The organism is Vreelandella neptunia (assembly GCF_022489065.1).
GTDB lineage: Bacteria > Pseudomonadota > Gammaproteobacteria > Pseudomonadales > Halomonadaceae > Vreelandella > Vreelandella neptunia_A.
This window is the reverse complement of sequence record NZ_JAKVTW010000001.1, coordinates 749632-768135: the sequence shown is the minus strand read 5'-3', so window position 1 is coordinate 768135 and position 18504 is coordinate 749632. Positions and strand designations below refer to the sequence as shown.

The window sequence follows — 18504 nt, the reverse complement described above, 5'->3', positions numbered from 1 at the left end:
AGCATTACCTTTAAAAGCAACCGACTCCTGAACGTCAGGAGTCGGTTTTTTTGTGTTCGCTTTATACGCCTAAAAGCGTAGTTCGATCAGCCAAAAACGCGTTGCAAGTTCGCAAGTGATCAACTAGTCTTTCGTAAACGAAAACGATCTGCACTGTACAACAAAAATTTCCAACGACGCTTCCAACAGCATTTCCAACAACAATGACGCTAGCGAGATCGGCATGTCCTTACATTTGCAAAATATCGATCACATCGTTAACGGTGTGCCACATATCAGTGGGATTGACCTAGCCCTTGAGCCTGGCTCTTTTAATGTGCTGCTTGGGCGAACGCTGGCCGGCAAAACTACCCTAATGCGCCTGATGGCGGGGCTTGAACCACCTACCCGTGGCAAAATCATCATGGACGGCAAAGACGTCACCAACGTATCCGTGCGCAAACGCAACGTTTCCATGGTGTACCAACAGTTTATTAATTACCCCAGCCTCACCGTTTACGACAACATTGCCTCGCCGCTGAAGCTTGCCAAGCAGCCTAAAAGTGACATTGATAAGCGCGTTAGAGAAGTCGCTGAAATGCTGCATATTGAACAGCTACTCAATCGTTACCCCCAAGAGCTTTCCGGCGGCCAGCAGCAGCGTACTGCCATGGGCAGGGCTTTGATCAAAGACGCCGATCTCATCCTCTTTGACGAGCCACTGGTTAACCTGGACTACAAACTCCGCGAAGAGCTACGCGATGAGTTACGTGACTTATTTAAAGCGCGTAATTGCATTGCGGTGTATGCCACCACTGAACCCAATGAAGCGCTAGCGCTTGGCGGTAATACGGCGGTGCTCCATGAAGGCAAACTACTTCAATACGGCCCCACTGAGCAGGTCTATCGCGAGCCCAATGGCCGTTTCAGTGCCGAAATGTTCTCAGAACCGCCGATCAATATTGTTCCTGGACGACTCACCGATAACGAAATCACGTTTGACCAAACGCTACACTTCCCCTGCGACGACAAGCTGAAACGCCTTGAGCCGGGAGATTACGACTTTGGCGTACGAGCCTCGCACCTTACTCTGCAACCCCAGCGAGCCGATGACCTCGCGCTGGATGTCCATGTGGATGTGGCCGAAATCAGCGGTTCTGAAACCTTTCTGCATGTACACCATGAGCGCTTCCCCCTAGTGCTGCACTTAGCGGGCATTCACCAGTTCAGTGTGAATGAGCCATTGAAGGTTTACTTCCCAACTCATCAACTTTACGCCTTCGACAAACAGGGTCATACGGTCCATATTCCTGTGCGTCAGGGAGGAGCGGCCCATGGCTGAGATCACGTTAAAGGGTCTGGCGCACTCCTACGAAAAAACGCCCAAGGGTGCTTCAGATTACGCCATAAGGCAGATGGATCACGTGTGGCACCAAGGCGGCGCCTATGCGCTATTGGGACCATCGGGTTGTGGTAAATCGACGCTGCTCAATATCATTTCCGGCCTGCTTGAACCCTCAGAGGGTGACGTACTTTTTGATGGACAGCGGGTCAATGAGCTGCCCCCTGAAGAGCGCAATATTGCCCAGGTTTTTCAGTTTCCGGTGATCTACGACACCATGACGGTGTTCGACAACCTCGCCTTTCCCCTGCGCAATATGAGTACCCCTGAGTACCGGGTAAAACCCAAGGTACTGGAAGTCGCCGACATTCTGGAACTGACGCCGCTGTTGAACCGCAAGGCGAAGAACCTAACCGCGGATGAAAAGCAGAAAGTCTCCATGGGGCGTGGGCTGGTACGAGACGACGTCACGGCGATTCTGTTTGATGAACCGCTTACCGTGATCGACCCGCAGCTAAAGTGGAAGCTGCGCCGCAAGCTAAAGGAGATTCACGAGCGCTTCAATATCACCATGATCTACGTGACCCACGATCAGCTAGAAGCCTCCACTTTCGCAGATAAAATCGCCGTGATGTATGAAGGTCAGGTGGTGCAGTTCGGCACGCCACGAGAGTTGTTCGAGCGCCCTGCGCATACGTTCGTGGGCTACTTTATTGGCAGCCCCGGCATGAATTTTATGGCCGTGGAGTTCCGCGACAATCAGGTCATGTTCGGTTCACAGCCGCTACCGGTTAACGAGGCCATGGAGCGTGCGGTAGCTGATGCCAGCAACTCCGTGGAGATCACCTCAAATAACATCAAGCTGGGTATCCGCCCCGAATTTATTGCCATCTCCTCAAGCCCCTCAGCCGATAGCGTGCCCATTCAGGTAACCAGCGTGCAAGACCTGGGCACTTACTCGCTGCTGACCTTCAAGCTCAACGAGCAAACCTTCAAAGCACGCCTGCCTGAAGGCCATTCGCCAGTGGGTGAAACGGCGTTTGCGCGCTTTGACGACGCTCACGTTGCACTCTATATCGATGAATACCTGGTGGAGGCTGGCCATGAATAACAAAGTGCCCAATAACAGAGCCTGGCTCCTGGTTCTACCCATGCTGGTATTGGTGGCGTTCTCCGCCATCATTCCGCTAATGACGGTGGTCAACTACTCAGTACAAGACGTGCTCGGCCCGAACGCGCGCTTTTTTACTGGCACCGAGTGGTTTCAAAGCATGCTTAACGACGATGCTTTACAAGCAGCCTTTTTACGCCAAATTTCTTTCTCGCTAATTATTCTGGCAATTCAGATTCCGCTCGGGATTGGTATTGCGCTGATTATGCCCAAACGCGGCTGGCAAGCCTCGGCAGTACTGATTTTAATTACCCTGCCGCTGCTTATTCCCTGGAACGTGGTCGGCAGTATCTGGCAAATTTTTACCCGTGGCGATATCGGCTTGATGGGCTGGGGCCTGCGCGAGTTGGGCATCGAATACAACATTACCCGCAACGCTGGCGATGCCTGGGCAACGATCATTTTAATGGATGTGTGGCACTGGACACCGCTGGTGGCCATGCTCTGCTACAGCGGCCTGCGCTCGATTCCTGAAGCCTACTACCAAGCCGCGCGTATTGACCGCGCCTCGAAATGGGCGGTGTTCCGCTATATTCAACTGCCCAAGCTTACCAACGTGCTCGTTATCGCCGTGCTGCTGCGCTTTATGCACTCGTTCATGATCTATGCCGAGCCCTTTGTGCTCACCGGCGGCGGGCCAGGCAGTGCCACCACTTTCTTAAGCCAATCGCTCACCACGATGGCGGTTGGCCAACAAGATTTAGGCCCTTCGGCGGCATTCTCGCTTATCTATTTCCTGGTCATTCTGCTGGTGAGCTGGGTGTTTTACACCACCATTATGAACATGCAGAAAGACAAGCCGCCGCACGGAGGTGCTTAACATGAGCTATAAACTCGAAAACTCTCAGCGCGGTGAAAAGTACAACACGATTTTCAGCAAAATCTCACCCGCTCAGCGGCGTAATCGCAACGCCCGTTCGCGCTGGCGCTCGCGTCTTTTGCTTGGCCTGTATCTGGTATTGATGATTCTGCCTATTTATTGGCTACTCAATATGTCACTACAAACCAACAGCGAAATTCTCGGTTCCATGACGCTGTGGCCGCAAAATCTTACCTTTGATAACTATATCGGCATTTTCACTAACTCAAGCTGGTACATGGGCTACGTTAACTCGATGCTCTATGTCGCGATGAACATGCTGATCACCATTTGCGTCGCGCTACCGGCCGCGTACGCCTTTAGCCGCTACACCTTCATCGGCGATAAACATCTGTTCTTCTGGCTGCTAACCAATCTTATGGCCCCGCCTGCGGTATTCCTGCTGCCCTACTTCCAGCTTTACTACTCGGTAGGCTTGTTCGATACCCACATTGCCGTGGCGCTGGCGCATTGCCTGTTTAATATCCCGCTGGCGATTTGGATTTTGGAAGGCTTTATGAGCAGCGTGCCCAAGGAGATCGATGAAACGGCCTATATCGATGGCTATAGCTTTCCGCGCTTCTTCGTGAAGATTTTCATTCCCATGATCCGCTCGGGCATCGGCGTCACGCTGTTCTTCCTGTTTATGTTCTCCTGGGTGGAGCTGCTGTTGGCGCGCACGTTGACTGCCACGGATGCCCAGCCGATCGGCATGATCATGACGCGCACGTCGACAGCATCGGGGATTGATTGGGGCACCCTGGCCGCCGCGGGTGTACTTACTATTATTCCCGGCATTCTGGTGGTCTATTTCGTCCGTAACCATATCGCCAAGGGCTTTGCCCTGGGCCGTACCTGAGGAGAGCACACATGTCTTGGATGGTATGGACCATGCCCACCGCCATATTCTTTTCATCGATCGCTGCCATGCTGGCGGGAATGACAATCTGGGAGATTTTATCGCCCACCATTGAGCGCAAAGGGTTTTTACCCATTGCCACGACTCGTGGGGACCGGCTGTTTATTGGCCTGCTCTCTGCTGCCTTTATCCACCTGGGAGTGATCGGTTTCACCGCATTATCCATTTGGATTGCACTAGCAGTATCAGCCGTATGGCTGTTGGTTTTAATGCGCTGGGGCTAGCTTTTAAGGGAGTTCAACCAAAAGCACACCAGCGTTTAATCGGTATCAAGGACGGCCAAGCCATCATGGAAGAACACAACAAAACGAGGTCATCATGCAAAAGCACTACAACAATTCCAGAATGACTAAGTCCACACTGACTAAGTTCAAACTGACCACACTCGCTGCCAGCTTGCTGCTGGCATCGAGCACGCTGTCAGCCCAGGAAGAGGATACCCGCGCTATCGCTGAACGCTTGGTCGATGAGCACTTCCAAAACTCAACCCTGAGCCGGGAAGAGCAGATCGAAGAGCTGATGTGGTTTGCCAAGGCAGCCGAGCCTTTCCGCGACATGGACATTCAAACCGTGGCCGAAGGTCTCACCACTCACGTTTATGAAAGTGAAGTGTTAGCGGAAGCCTTCAGCGAGCTGACCGGCATCAACCTGACCCACAACATCATTGGTGAAGGCGATGTGGTGGATACCATGCAGAATCAGATGCAGTCGGGCAACAGCATCTATGACGGTTTCGTCAATGATACCGACTCCATCGGCACGCATATTCGTTACGGCACCACCATCAATCTTTCTGAAGCCATGGAGAATGAGTGGGCCGACTACACCCTGCCCACACTGGATCTAGATGATTTCATTGGCTTGCAGTACGGCACCGGGCCGGATGGCAGCATCTACCAGCTACCGACCCAGCAGTTCGCTAACCTGTATTGGTTCCGCCATGACTGGTTCACTGATCCTGAGATCATGGCTCAGTTCGAAGAGATTTACGGTTACGAACTAGGCGTGCCGACCAACTGGACCGCTTATGAAGATATCGCCAAGTTCTTCAGCGAGGACGTGGGTGAGATTGATGGCACGAAAGTATATGGCCATATGGATTACGGCCGTCGTGACCCGTCGCTTGGCTGGCGCTTCCATGACTCCTGGCTCTCTATGGCGGGCATGGGTAGCCAGGGGGTGCCGTTTGGTAACCCGGTGGATGACTGGGGTATCCGTGTCAATGAAGAGAGCCAGCCAGTAGGCGCAAGCGTCAGCCGTGGCGGCGCCACCAACTCGCCTGCATCGGTATTTGCGATGCAAAAAGCGGTCGATTGGCTACGTGACTTTGCTCCGCCTGAAGCACAAGGCATGACCTTTGGTGAAGCGGGCCCAGTGCCTGCACAGGGACACATTGCCCAGCAAATCTTCTGGTACACCGCGTTCACCGCCGACATGACCGACCCCTCGGTCGCCGTCACCGATGATGAAGGCAATCCGCTGTGGCGTATGGCGCCTTCACCCACCGGCCCGTATTGGGAAGAGGGTATGAAGGTCGGCTACCAAGACGTGGGCGCATGGACGTTCTTCGACTCAACGCCGGAAGATCGCCGCACCGCGGCATGGCTATTTGCCCAGTTCACCGTGGCGAAAACCACCTCACTGGAAAAACTCATGCACGGTTTAACGCCGATTCGTGAATCTGACATCTTCTCTGAGCAGATGACCGAAATGGCGCCGAAGTTGGGTGGCCTGGTGGAGTTCTACCGCAGCCCCAACGAGTCCAACTGGACACCGACCGGTACCAACGTACCTGACTACCCACGCATGGCGCCGCTGTGGTGGCAGAACCTAGCACCGGTAATGAGCGGTGAAGTTACACCTCAGGAAGGCCTCGACAAGCTGGCGGCGGATCTGGACAGCACCATGAATCGTCTGGCCCGCGCCAATGTTTTCGATAGCTACGCACCGTTACTGAATGAAGAGGAAGATCCGCAGGTCTGGCTGGATCGCGAAGGTGCGCCGAAACCCAAGCTGGATGATGAAATGCCCCAAGGCACCACCGTTCCTTACGAGGAAATGATGGAAGCCTGGATGGAAGCGGGTACACGTCAAGAGTAACAACGCGTATCGCTAGCAGGGCGGGCAACCGTTCGCCCTGTTTAAAGGTTTCATTGGCGGTATGCCAGAGCACAAGAGAACACCCACTTAAACGGGGCTATTTATTGGTTAATTGGATCCGCTATGAAACTGCGAAATCGAAACATTGAAAAGCTACCAAACGATACGTTTGATGCCCTGATTATCGGGGGTGGTATTAATGGCGCGGCCACCGCCGCAGCACTGGCTGGCAAAGGTGCGAAAGTTGCCCTGATTGATCGCGGTGACTTCGCTGGCAGCACCAGCATGCACTCCTCCAACTTAGTATGGGGAGGCATTAAATACATGGAAAGTAAGGATTTTGCGCTGGTTCGAAAACTGTGCAAAAGCCGCAATCACTTGATAAAAAGTTACCCCTCTACGGTTCAGGAGATTCGCTTCCTGACCACTATTTCGAAAGGTTTCCGTCACTCACCGCGCTATCTGTGGGCGGGCACCTGGCTTTATTGGCTGATGGGCAACGGTTTTACCAAATTGCCGCGCCTACTCTCACCCAACAAGATCAAACAGGAAGAGCCCATTATCGATGTAGATGGCGCTGTCGGCGGTTTCGAGTACTCCGACGCCTACCTCCACGATAATGACGCACGCTTTGTGTTTAACTTTGTGCGCCACGCGCTTAACTATGGCGCTATCGCTGCTAATTACGTCGAATCCCTTGGCGCTGAGCGCGAAGGCGATCTCTGGGTAACCCGAGCGCGTAATGTGATGGATGGCAGAACTTTTGATATCCGAGCCAAGGTACTCATTAATGCCGCCGGGCCCTGGGTAGATCAGCACAATGAGCTGACAGGTCAGAAAACCACGCACCATCACCTCTACTCTAAAGGCATACATCTCATTGTGCCGCAATTAACCGATTCCCAGCGGGTGCTGGCATTTTTTGCCGACGATGGCCGCCTGTTTTTTGTCATTCCCATGGGCAATCGCACTTGTATCGGCACCACCGATACCCATATGGAACACCCAGAGGTGGACGTCACTGCAGACGATATCGCCTTTGTACTGGAAAATATTAATAAGCGCCTGACCTTGGATAACCCACTCACCCCGGCTGACATTATCTCAACACGTTGTGGCGTCAGGCCGCTGGCGATCAAAGCCGATCAAGGCAGTGACCGTGACTTTCTGCAGCTCTCACGCAAGCACGTGGTCGATACTAATACCGAGAGCGCCCATATCAGTATCTTTGGTGGCAAGCTAACCGACTGCTTGAACGTGGGCGATGAAATTGCCGAAGAAATGACCCGGCTGGGCGTTAACCTCTCAGACCCAAACTTTCACTGGTACGGCGAACCACCTACCCCCGTGAAGCAACAGTTTATGGATCAAGCCAAGCGCATGAATTTGGATGCCATGACCGCCCCCACCTCTTCAGAGCCACTCTCTACCCGGCTCTGGCGGCGCTATGCGGACCAGGCCATTCAAATGCTGGAACAAATTCGCCAGGATCCCGCTCAGGGCGAAATCTTAATTGAGGGCACCGAATATATTCGCTGCGAATTAGAGCACGCCCGTGATTATGAAATGATCACTCAGCTTGAAGACTTTCTACGACGCCGCGCTAAAGTGTCGCTAGTGGTACCACATGAACAGTTACGCCAATCCAACGGATTAAAAGAGGCCTGTCGGGTGTTATTTGGTGACGATGCTGATGAGCGCTTTAATAATTATTTTGAACAAAACCGCGATACCGCACTACCAACCACTTCAACGTCAGCGGTTTAGCATTAAAAAGCCCCTCATTTAAGTGAGGGGCTAATAGCGTGTTTTTAATTAACCAAGCGCTTAAAACAGTTTTACATTGTTTTTACTCTTCATCTTCAATGCACAGTTGAGAATCCCCAGAAAGCACTTCATCCCAGGCCTCTTCCAGCGTGCAGCCTGCACGGCTATCCACAGTGTCGATAACCTCAACCGCATGTTGCAGTGACTCACGATGACCCTTCAGTGCCACAACGAGCCTGGCGAGATCTTGCTTGCTGAAGGAGCTGGCGATACTGTCGGCTTGTTGGCTTAGTTCGATGCAGTTCATTAGTAATACCTCATGGTATGGTCATCCGCTGCTTAACCGCCTATCGGTTTAAAAGCAGCCATCTTAATTAACGACGTATGGTGACGTTGCTACTCATGCTGGGCCGGGTAAGTGCCCAGTTCGGTAACTGCGAAACGGTCACAAGCGTTACAAGACCTTCGCCTTTAGCGCTTGGGTAATACTGAAGCGCTATGGTTCTGTAGCAGGGAACAGTTCAGTCATTCGGGATAACGAAGCAACTTCCTGATCCATGACTTTACTATGGTTCAGTGCAGCAAAACCCACAATGCGTCATTGGCCGCAGGTGTGGTTGTAACTCGACTACATAAACAGTTATTAGGTGTTAAGTGTGTTAAAGACTTTCATGAGGGGCGCTAAAAGCGAAGAGAGGCGGCCAATTGCTTAATTGGCCGCCATATTATAAAGAGACAAAAGAGTAGATTGATAGTCTGCTTAAGTAGGGGTGCTGCACTTATTAGTTGTATTCAAATCATTATCTAAGGCGTAGAGCGGACCCTCGACACCGCATCCAACCAGCCTTGATAAAGCTGCTCGCGAGTAGCTTCTTCCATCGTTGGCATAAAGCTTTTTTCACAGCGCCACAGCTGCTCTATCTCTTCCAGCGTCTGATACCAGCCTAATCGAAGCCCAGCCAAGTAAGCAGCCCCCAGGGCGGTGGTTTCCAGGATGGTCGGACGATCAACCTGTACACCGAGCATATCGGCAAGAAACTGCATTACCCAGCTGTTCTTCACCATACCGCCGTCCACCCGCAACTTGCCGGGGGGCGCTTCCATATCGTCGTTCATACAGTGCTGCAGATCGCGAGTTTGATAGCAAACTGCTTGCAGGCCAGCTGCCACGATTTCCGCAATGCCGGTGTCGCGGGTCAAACCAAAAATAGCCCCACGCGCTTTAGGGTCCCAGTGCGGGGCCCCTAATCCGGTAAAGGCAGGCACTAGATAAACGCTATGACCGCTGCGTGTTTTTTGCGCTAATGCTTCCGTTTCCGAGGCATCGGCAAACAGGTTTAGCCCATCGCGCAGCCACTGTACCGTTGCCCCGGCCACGAAAATGCTGCCCTCCATGGCATAGGTCGGCTTGCCATTTAGCCGGTAGCCAATCGTCGTTAACAAACGGTTGCGTGAAAGCGACGGTGTTTCACCGGTGTTCACGATCATAAAGCAGCCGGTACCATATGTGCTCTTACCCATCCCCGGCTTGAAGCATGCCTGCCCCACTAACGCCGCCTGCTGATCCCCCGCCACGCCTGCTATGGGAAGCGCCGAGCCAAACCAATGCGCTTCGGTGTTGCCAAAATCATCGCTTGAGTCTTTTACTTCGGGCAGCAGATTGGCGGGTATGTTGAATAGCGCCAGTAACTCGTCATCCCACTCCTGGGTATGAATATTGAACAGTGCCGTACGTGATGCATTAGTCGCATCGGTCACGTGGCGCTGACCGCCAGTTAAGCGCCAGATCAAAAAGCTATCTACCGTGCCGAACGCAAGCTCGCCCCTCTCGGCTCGCTCTCTTGCGCCCGCTACGTTTTCTAATATCCATGCAAGCTTAGTGGCTGAAAAATAGGGATCAATCAACAGCCCTGTTTTAGCCTGAACGATGTCAGTGTGCCCCTTATCGCGCAGCGACTGGCACAAATCTGACGTGCGGCGGTCCTGCCAAACGATAGCGTTATAGAGCGGCTTGCCGGTTTTGCGATCCCATAAAATGGTGGTTTCCCGCTGGTTGGTAATGCCAATACCGGCAATTTGGTCGGCGCTAATCTTAGCGTTGCCCATGACATCACGGCAGGTCGCAATGACCGTTTCCCAGATATCTTCGGGGTTATGTTCAATCCAACCGTCGTGGGGAAAGTGCTGGGTGAATTCTTGCTGGGCAACCGCGGCAACGTGACCTTGGCGGTCAAATAGAATGGCACGCGAGCTGGTCGTACCTTGATCAATGGCGAGTATAAAAGAGGACATAACAAGTTCGCTTTGTTGTAGGATCTTTCGATTTTGTATGCTTGTTTTCGCTTTATTATAATCCAAGGCTACTCCAGCTGCTGACATTGCTCAAGGATGAAACTAGCCTTTCAAGCGATATGCAGCGAGACATCGTGCTGGGACAGCAAGCGCTGGATCGACTCAGGCGGCTTGCGATCGGTAAAGAGTGCATCCAGCTGGGCCAAGTTCCCTTGCCGAACCACCGGGTTGCGGTGAAATTTAGAGTAATCCGCGGCCAGATAAATCCGCCGCGAATTTGCAATAATGGCTTGGGCTACGCGCACTTCCTGGTAATCGAACTCAAGCAGTGAGCCGTCCTCATCAATACCGCTAATACCGATAATGCCGTAATCCACCTTGAACTGATTGATAAAGTCGATCGTCGCTTCACCAATAATACCGCCATCCCGGGAACGCACCTGCCCACCGGCAATAATTACGGTGAAATCCTCTTTATGCTGCAAGATGGCGGCAACGTTCAGGTTGTTGGTAATAATCTCAAGGCCCTGATGCTCCAACAGCGCTTGGGCAATCACTTCATTGCTGGTGCCGATATTAATAAACAGCGAGGAGTGATGCGGAATGTGCTGCGCTAAGCAGCGGGCAATGCGCTCCTTCTCTTCCAAGTGAAGCGTTTTGCGCGTGCTGTAAGCAGTATTGACCGTACTGGACTCAATGCCCACACCGCCATGAACGCGGCGCACCCTGCCCTCATCGGCCAGGGTGTTCAAATCGCGGCGTATGGTCTGCGGCGTCACTGCAAAGTGATCGGTGAGCTGTTCGATACTCATATAGCCGTGCTGACGAACCAGCTCGACAATGGCATCCTGACGAAATTGTTGATTCATAAGCCCGGCCTGTTCGATTTTTATTGATATCTGAACGTAATAGGTTAGCAAAATTTTCGAAACCTAATAGCACTCATCAACCGCTGTGCATCCACTACACCGAAAGGCCGAACCGGGAAGCCCCTTTTAAAGCGGCCATACCAGCAGAATAAGCGGAATAGCGACCGCCAGTACCACCAGCGAAAGCGGTAATCCCAGCTTCCAGTAATCGCCGAATCGATAACCGCCGGGGCCTAGCACCAGCGTATTCGACTGGTGCCCAATCGGGGTTAAAAACGCACAGGAAGCGCTTACCGCCACTATCATTAGAAATGGGTCGAGTGAAACATCAAAGCCATTCGCAAGACTTACCGCAATGGGCGCCATTAGCAGCGCTGCCGCCGCATTATTGACCACGTTAGACAGCAGCATGGAGAGTATAAACAGGCCCACCATGGTAACGACCACCGGCCAATCACTACCAAAGCGAAGCAGTGCATTAGCAATCAAATCCGCACCGCCGCTGGTTTCTAGCGCTTCACCAACGGGGATCATCGCCGCTAAGAGCACAATCACAGGGCCATCTATGGCTTGATACCCTTCGCGTAACGGCAACACGCCAATCAGCAGTGAAATCAGTGCAGCGGTACTCATGGCCACAGCCGCGGGAAGTAGATCAAACAGCATGGCAACAATCGCCAAGGCAAAAATGGCAATCGACATGGCAAGCTTACGCGGCTGCCCAAGGTGCAATTCGCGGCTAGCCAGCGGTAGGCACCCCAGCGAGGCCAGACTGTCGGAAATTTCGTTTTCACTGCCTTGTAGCAGTAAAACGTCACCGTTCTTAAAGCGGATATCCCGCAACCGCTGCTTCAAGCGGCCACCATCCCGAGCAACGGCCACCAAGTGCAGCCCAAACTGATGGTTCAGGCGCAGCTGGCGAACGCTGCGATTAATCATCATGGAATCGTTTCGAACCACAGCTTCTATTAGCTGTAGACCTTCGGTATCTACCGGTTGTTGACCCTGTTCTGCCTCTTTCTTTTTAGCGCCATCAGTATCGTTACCACTCTTCTGATGCTCTACGCCCTCGGCCTCGGGATCACCTTGCAGTTCCTCCTCCAGCTCTTCCTCCAGCTCTTCATCCAGTTCGGCAATCGCGCTAAGCCCTACTTTATCTTCCAGCATTTGGAGCTCATCAGGGCCTGCTTCTAACAGCAGAATATCACCCTCTTCCAGCGCACCATGAAAGTTATAGCCAGCACGACGATTGTCATCACGCACAACCGCTAACACGGGAATCGTTTCGTCCAGCTCATCGCGTAACTGCTGAAGCGTTAAACCCTTGGCTTTCGACTCTTCGCTTACTTTCAGCTCCACCAAATAGTTGGCGGTATCGAACATTTCATCCGTGGAGGCTTGCCCGCTGCGCTTGGGCGTCAATCGCCAGCCAATCAGCACAATAAAGGCTAACCCAGCCAGCGCTACTGCAATCCCGACTGGCGCAAAGCTAAACATACTAAATGCTTCGCCCGTTACATCGCGCCGGTAACTGGAAATAATGATATTGGGAGGTGTACCAATGAGTGTGGTTAATCCACCCAGCAGAGAGCCAAATGCCAGTGGCATAAGCAGTAAAGAGGGCGAGGTATTGTGTTCTCTAGCAAGCCGCATGGCCACGGGTAGCAGCAGCGCCAGGGCGCCTACGTTATTCATAACCCCCGACAGTAAGACCACGGTACCCACTAAAACCAACAGTTGTAGCAGCAGATTCTCACCGACCTTAAGCACTTGATGAGCAATAATATCGACCACGCCTGATCGCTCAAAGCCTCTGCTAAGAACCAGCACCGCCGCAACGGTGATAACCGCCGGATGACCAAAACCAGTGAATGCGTTTTCTGCTGGCACAAGCCCTAGCATCACCGACCCCAGCAGAGCCGCCAATGCCACTAAGTCATAACGAAATCGTCCCCATATGAATGCGACAAGCGTTAGTCCAAGCACGATAAACACCAACGTACTTGGCGAAAGCGCCAACCATTCAAGACCTAGTGCTTCAAGATTGAGACTCTCAACACCTGAACCCTCTGCACCTGAGCCCTCAACACTCATCTCCTCAGCCGACATCCTTTTCCTACTCCCTTACCACCGTTTGTTAGCGGCAGCATACGATTGATGCAAGCCACGCCATAGGCATGACCATTCTTCACGCACATTAGACGTTTACTATACACACGTATAGTCCCTGCAAATGAACAGCTCCTTAAACGTTTTTGCTCTAAATTCAAAACAGCCCGGCAATGCCGGGCTGTTAAGGGAGTAAGGTAGAGATGAGTAGGTTTACGGCAACAGAATAGTCGAGCCGGTGGTTTTGCGACTTTGCAGGGCATCTTGGGCTTTGCCCGCTTCTGCCAACGGGTAGCGATTGGCGATGTCGATTTTGACCTTGCCGCTTTCGATCATGGCGAAGAACTCTTCACACATCATCTCAAAACGCTCGCGGGTGTCAGCGTAGCCATTCAGGCTGGGGCGAGTCACGTAAAGTGCGCCTTTCTGGTTCAGAATGCCGATATTAACGCCATCCACTGGGCCAGAGGCGTTGCCAAAGCTAACCATCAAGCCGCGGGGTTTTAAGCAGTCGAGTGACATTTCCCAAGTATCTTTACCTACGGAGTCATAGACGACATCGCACATATCGCCATTGGTCAGCTCGCGTACGCGCTCAGCTACGTTCTCTTCGCTGTAGTTGATGGTTGCCCAAGCGCCATTGGCCATGGCGAGTTCCGCTTTTTCTTGAGAGCTCACGGTGCCAATCAGTTTAACGCCTAACGACTTCGCCCACTGACAAGCAATCGACCCCACCCCGCCAGCAGCGGCGTGGAACAGAATTGTTTCGCCGCCTTTAAGCTCATAGGTTTGGCGAAACAGATACTGCACGGTAAGGCCCTTGAGCATGCTCGCCGCAGCGGTGTCGAAATCAACGAAGTCAGGTAGTTTGACCACCTTCGCTGCGGGCAGGGTATGCAGTTCTGCATAGGCACCCAGCGGGCCTTGTGCGTATGCTACGCGATCACCCACGTTGAGATGCGTTACACCAGCGCCGACGGCATCTACAACGCCTGCACCTTCGGTACCTAAACCGGATGGCATTGAAGGCGCGGGATAAAGCCCGGTGCGAAAATAGATATCGATAAAATTGAGGCCAACGGCTTTATTGGCGATACGCACTTCACCCTGACCGGGTTCGTTGGGTGTAACGCTAACCAGCTCAAGAACATCGGAACCGCCGGTATGAGCAAATTGGATACGTTGAGACATAAAAGGCTTCCTTGTTAATTATTGGGTATATGAATGATAGCCATAACAGCAGGTGTCGCTATACAAGCGCGTCGAGACGTTTAAATCAAGCTAGTACGCTAATCATATAGCAGCGTGGAGGGATGACATCCTGCTGTCATGCACCCATGCTAGAATTGACACTCTTTTATCGTCTAAGGCTTAGAGATTTGTCATGACGCATCCCGCTATTCAAGTCCCCGCGCTGATTGCCCACCGAGGTTACTCTGCCGCTGCCCCTGAAAACACGTTAGCCGCCGTTCGTGCCGCTCATCAAGCGGGAGCTACCTGGGTAGAATTGGATGTACAGCTACTGGCTGATGGCACTCCGGTCATTTGGCACGACGCCGACGTGGCGCGCTGTTCGAACGGGCGAGGCGCATTAGCCTCAATAAGCTGGGCAAAGGCGCAAACGTTGGATGTAGGCAGTTGGTTTGGCGATCGCTTTGCAGGCGAGAAAATGCCCAGCTTAGAAGCCATGCTTGCGCTGCTCAATGAGCTTGAGATGGGCGTTAACATGGAGATCAAGGTCAACAAAGGCCGCGACCCCATCGCGCTGGTGGATCGCGCCCTGCCCGAAATGCTTGATAGCCTACCGCCAGAACGGCTGATTATATCCTCCTTCAATGCGAGCGCGCTTACTCACTGCCGCCAATTTGCAAGTAAAGAGCGGCTGGCGCTTGGCGTGCTATTCGGCAGCGTACCTAAGACCTGGCGAGCACAGTGCGAAGCCATCGACGCCTACAGCGTGCACCCGGATTGGCCCCGGCTAAAGCGCGCTCAGGCCGCCGCTATGCAGCAAGATGGCTACCAAATACTGTGCTATACCGCTAATGATCCGAGCGCTTTTCATAGCCGCTGGGCGTGGGGCATTGCCGGTGTGATTACGGATGAACCCGCTGCGTTTAAGCGCTTTTTAGCTAGCCATTGATCAGTTCGGCTAGGTAATAAGTTCAGATACTGACAAGGAGTCAATCGTGAAGTACCTTGGAGCCCATGTAAGCGCTGCTGGCGGTGCTGATCAAGCCGTTCATCGGGCGGTGGAGATCGGTGCTGATGCCTTTGCGCTATTCACCAAGAATCAGCGCCAGTGGCAAGGCAAACCACTCACCGACGAGGCGATTAAAGCGTTTCGTGACGCCTGTGCTGAGCACCATTTTGCTCCTGAGCAAATTTTACCTCATGACAGCTACCTGATTAATCTTGGCCATCCCGAGCAGGAAGGCCTTGCTAAATCCCGTGACGCTTTTTTAGATGAAATGCAGCGCTGCGAGCAGCTTGGCTTGACGCTGCTTAATTTCCACCCTGGCAGCCACTTGAACAAAATCAGCGAAAGCGACTGCCTAAAGCGCATTGCTGAATCGGTTAATGAAGCGCTGACGCAGACCAAGGGGGTGACCGCCGTGATTGAAAACACTGCCGGGCAAGGCACCAACCTGGGCTGGCGCTTCGAACATTTAGCTGAAATCATCGCGCATGTGGATGACAAAACCCGCGTGGGCGTATGCATTGATACCTGTCACGCCTTTGCGGCGGGCTATGATCTGCGCAGTGCCGAGGCCACCCAAGCAACGCTGGATGAGCTCGGCAGCGTGGTGGGCTTTGAGTACCTGCGCGGCATGCACTTAAACGATGCGAAGAGCAATTTTGCCAGCCGAGTGGACCGCCACCACAGCCTGGGTAAAGGCAACATCGGCCTGCCCGCTTTCACAACGATCATGCAAGATAGGCGCATTAACGGCATTCCGATGATACTGGAGACCGTCGAACCCGAGATATGGGCGGAGGAGATTAACTGGCTCCGCGCTCAGGCTCACGCAGCAAAAGGCAAATAATCCGCGATGCATTGTTTTGCACGTCGGGCATTGCTTGCCTACCCTTAAGCTCCTTAACCCAAGCCCAGCCGACGTAAGGAGTGTGTAATGAGCGATACCGATCTCGGCAGTTTGGATGCCCAGACCTTGGCCCGCTTGTTTAAAAATAGAGAAGCCTCCCCGCTAGAAGTGACCCGCGCGGCCCTTGACCGAATTGAGCGCTTTAACCCAGACGTTAATGCTTATGTGCATGTGGACGCTGAAGGCGCAGAGTCAGCGGCGAAAGCCTCCGCTCGGCGCTGGGGGCAAGGCAAACCGCTAAGCCCCATTGATGGGGTGCCGGTATCACTAAAAGACCTGACTCAAGTGGCTGGCATGCCCTGCCGGGAAGGCTCACTGACCTCGTCAAAAGAGTTATGCGATACCGATGCGCCCCCTGCGCGTATGTTGCGCGAAGCCGGTGCGGTCATTCTGGGCAAAACCAACACGCCTGAGTTTGGCTGGAAAGCCGTTACCGACAACCGCATCTTTGGCGCCACCGCTAATCCCTGGGATACCCGTTTAACTCCCGGCGGCTCTTCCGGTGGCGCCGCCGTGGCCGCAGCGCTCAATATGGGCGTACTGCATCAGGGTGGCGACTCGGGCGGCTCCATACGCATTCCCGCTGCGTTTACCGGGGTGTTTGGTTTTAAGCCCACCTACGGTTGGACACCACAGTGGCCGCCCGCTAAAGAGCCTAGCCTTTCACACCTGGGGCCACTAACACGCACCGTACGCGATGCAGTGAGCATGCTGAACGTTATTGGCCGCTACGATTACCGCGACCCCTACGCCACACGCGGGCAGCCTGATTGCTGGGGAGTGGATTTAGATAAAGGCTTAGCCGGGCTGCGGATTGGCTTCTCTGCCGACCTTGGCTATGCCAATGTCGACCCGCAGGTAGCCGAGCGCGTGCGTGAAGCGGCGGGCCGGTTAGAGGCGTTAGGGGCTGAAATAGTCGAGGTAAATCCCGGCTTCTCGTCGCCGCTCGACACCTTTCGCAAGCTGTGGTTTACCGCCTCTTTAGAGCAGTGGTCACAAATGGATCAGCATCAGCGCACTCTTCTAGACCCGGGCTTGGTCGCCAATGCCCGCGAAGCCGAACCCTGGAAAGCCGTCGAACTATTTCGAGCCTTAGCAGATCGTGCGGAATTGACGCTGCAGTTGGAGTATTTCAACCAAGAGTATCATTTGCTGATGACGCCTTCAGTAGCGATACAACCCTTTGAAATTAACCATGAAGTCCCCCCAGGTAGCGACATGCAGGACTGGGAAGAGTGGGCGGCCTTTAGCTACCCGTTTAACCTTAGCCAACAGCCGGCGGCATCGGTGCCCTGCGGATTTACCGATAACGGCTTGCCGGTCGGCTTCCAGCTAGCAGGCGGTAAGTTTGATGATGTCCGCGTTCTGCGCGCCTGCCACGCCTACATGGAAGCGCATCCGCCGCGCTTCCCCAGCGTTCCCAACCCGGCCCAGTATGCGTAGCGTATAAGCAGCATAAAAAAACCCAGCCCGGCAAAAGCCGGGCTGGGTGTTAGCGATGAACGGTAACCGTTACATTGCGGAAAGCTTTTCATCGTCCAGCACACCTGACATGCGCACCATGGCGAGGGCTTCATCCAGGCTGCCCATCTCTTCAATCATGACCAACTCGCTCTCTAAACTCACCGGTTGACCGGCTGTCTCAGACAGCAGTTTTTCCAGGGAGGCCACATCCATAGCGTCGTCTAAGTGGTGAACATCTACCGAGGCGCTACTACGGCCCGGAAGATAGATGGTGCCATTAGAGAAATCCACGGCGTAAGCAATCACCCCAGGGACAATAAAGAACAGCAACCCTACGCCGTTGGCAATGGCAATAACGGGATCAATATCACCGCTCAACTGGCCTTTGCGCTCAGGGTGAAAAAGCGTACCACAACCACTTAATGACACGATGGAAACGCCAACCACGGCGCCTGTCAACCAGCGACGAACTGCTTGATGCATGAAGGTTCCCTCAATCAGAAAAGTAACGGTAGTCGGCTTAACGTAT

Annotated in this window: 16 protein-coding genes; 10 read left to right on the top strand and 6 right to left on the bottom strand. The window is 53.3% G+C overall.

Going from position 1 to position 18504, the window contains the following annotated elements:
- The first annotated feature begins 223 nt into the window (after positions 1-223).
- The 7 genes from MLE19_RS03460 (at position 224) to MLE19_RS03430 (ending at position 8137) form a co-directional block, all read left to right on the top strand.
- The gene (locus tag MLE19_RS03460) at positions 224-1321 is read left to right on the top strand and encodes an ABC transporter ATP-binding protein (protein WP_240716662.1); all 1098 of its coding nucleotides are present in this window, start codon (positions 224-226) and stop codon (positions 1319-1321) included.
- Positions 1314-2432, top strand: a complete 1119-nt coding sequence (locus tag MLE19_RS03455) for an ABC transporter ATP-binding protein (RefSeq protein WP_240716661.1) — start codon at positions 1314-1316, stop codon at positions 2430-2432. Before MLE19_RS03460 ends, MLE19_RS03455 begins: the two co-directional genes overlap by 8 nt.
- Positions 2425-3312 (top strand): carbohydrate ABC transporter permease, encoded by an 888-nt coding sequence (locus MLE19_RS03450; RefSeq protein WP_240716660.1) that lies wholly within the window; start codon positions 2425-2427, stop codon positions 3310-3312. The genes MLE19_RS03455 and MLE19_RS03450 overlap by 8 nt, the downstream gene beginning before the upstream one ends.
- A 1-nt stretch (position 3313) precedes the next feature.
- A complete protein-coding gene (locus MLE19_RS03445) occupies positions 3314-4210 on the top strand; it encodes a carbohydrate ABC transporter permease (RefSeq protein ID WP_240716659.1) in 897 nt (298 codons plus the stop codon).
- An 11-nt stretch (positions 4211-4221) separates the two neighbouring features.
- Positions 4222-4494 carry a DUF2160 domain-containing protein gene (locus tag MLE19_RS03440; RefSeq protein ID WP_240716658.1) on the top strand — a complete coding sequence of 91 codons (273 nt, stop codon included), beginning with the start codon at positions 4222-4224 and terminating at the stop codon, positions 4492-4494.
- 94 nt (positions 4495-4588) lie between these two features.
- Complete coding sequence (locus MLE19_RS03435) at positions 4589-6370, top strand: ABC transporter substrate-binding protein (RefSeq protein ID WP_240716657.1); 1782 nt, start codon at positions 4589-4591, stop codon at positions 6368-6370.
- A gap of 123 nt (positions 6371-6493) precedes the next feature.
- The gene (locus tag MLE19_RS03430; RefSeq protein WP_240716656.1) at positions 6494-8137 is read left to right on the top strand and encodes a glycerol-3-phosphate dehydrogenase/oxidase; all 1644 of its coding nucleotides are present in this window, start codon (positions 6494-6496) and stop codon (positions 8135-8137) included.
- A gap of 82 nt (positions 8138-8219) precedes the next feature.
- Here MLE19_RS03430 and MLE19_RS03425 read toward each other — a convergent pair whose 3' ends face one another.
- From MLE19_RS03425 to MLE19_RS03405, 5 genes are all read right to left on the bottom strand, one after another.
- Positions 8220-8444 carry a hypothetical protein gene (locus MLE19_RS03425; protein WP_240716655.1) on the bottom strand — a complete coding sequence of 75 codons (225 nt, stop codon included), beginning with the start codon at positions 8442-8444 and terminating at the stop codon, positions 8220-8222.
- A 497-nt stretch (positions 8445-8941) separates the two neighbouring features.
- Positions 8942-10429: a glycerol kinase GlpK gene (gene glpK / locus MLE19_RS03420; RefSeq protein WP_240716654.1), complete on the bottom strand. Its 1488-nt coding sequence runs from the start codon at positions 10427-10429 to the stop codon at positions 8942-8944.
- Between the two features lie 110 nt (positions 10430-10539).
- Positions 10540-11298 carry a DeoR/GlpR family transcriptional regulator gene (locus MLE19_RS03415; protein WP_240716653.1) on the bottom strand — a complete coding sequence of 253 codons (759 nt, stop codon included), beginning with the start codon at positions 11296-11298 and terminating at the stop codon, positions 10540-10542.
- A 126-nt stretch (positions 11299-11424) separates the two neighbouring features.
- The gene (locus MLE19_RS03410) at positions 11425-13407 is read right to left on the bottom strand and encodes an SLC13 family permease (protein ID WP_240716652.1); all 1983 of its coding nucleotides are present in this window, start codon (positions 13405-13407) and stop codon (positions 11425-11427) included.
- A 213-nt stretch (positions 13408-13620) separates the two neighbouring features.
- Positions 13621-14598 (bottom strand): NADPH:quinone reductase, encoded by a 978-nt coding sequence (locus tag MLE19_RS03405; RefSeq protein ID WP_240716651.1) that lies wholly within the window; start codon positions 14596-14598, stop codon positions 13621-13623.
- 193 nt (positions 14599-14791) lie between these two features.
- Between MLE19_RS03405 and MLE19_RS03400 the strand changes: the two genes are divergently transcribed.
- The 3 genes from MLE19_RS03400 (at position 14792) to MLE19_RS03390 (ending at position 17954) form a co-directional block, all read left to right on the top strand.
- Positions 14792-15547, top strand: a complete 756-nt coding sequence (locus MLE19_RS03400; RefSeq protein WP_240716650.1) for a glycerophosphodiester phosphodiesterase family protein — start codon at positions 14792-14794, stop codon at positions 15545-15547.
- Between the two features lie 46 nt (positions 15548-15593).
- On the top strand, positions 15594-16451 hold the full coding sequence (nfo, locus tag MLE19_RS03395; RefSeq protein ID WP_240716649.1) for a deoxyribonuclease IV: 858 nt from the start codon (positions 15594-15596) through the stop codon (positions 16449-16451).
- An 87-nt stretch (positions 16452-16538) separates the two neighbouring features.
- Positions 16539-17954 (top strand): amidase, encoded by a 1416-nt coding sequence (locus MLE19_RS03390; RefSeq protein WP_240716648.1) that lies wholly within the window; start codon positions 16539-16541, stop codon positions 17952-17954.
- Between the two features lie 69 nt (positions 17955-18023).
- On the opposite strand, the gene MLE19_RS03385 is transcribed toward MLE19_RS03390, so the two are convergent.
- A complete protein-coding gene (locus MLE19_RS03385) occupies positions 18024-18458 on the bottom strand; it encodes a hypothetical protein (RefSeq protein WP_240716647.1) in 435 nt (144 codons plus the stop codon).
- Positions 18459-18504: the final 46 nt, after the last annotated feature.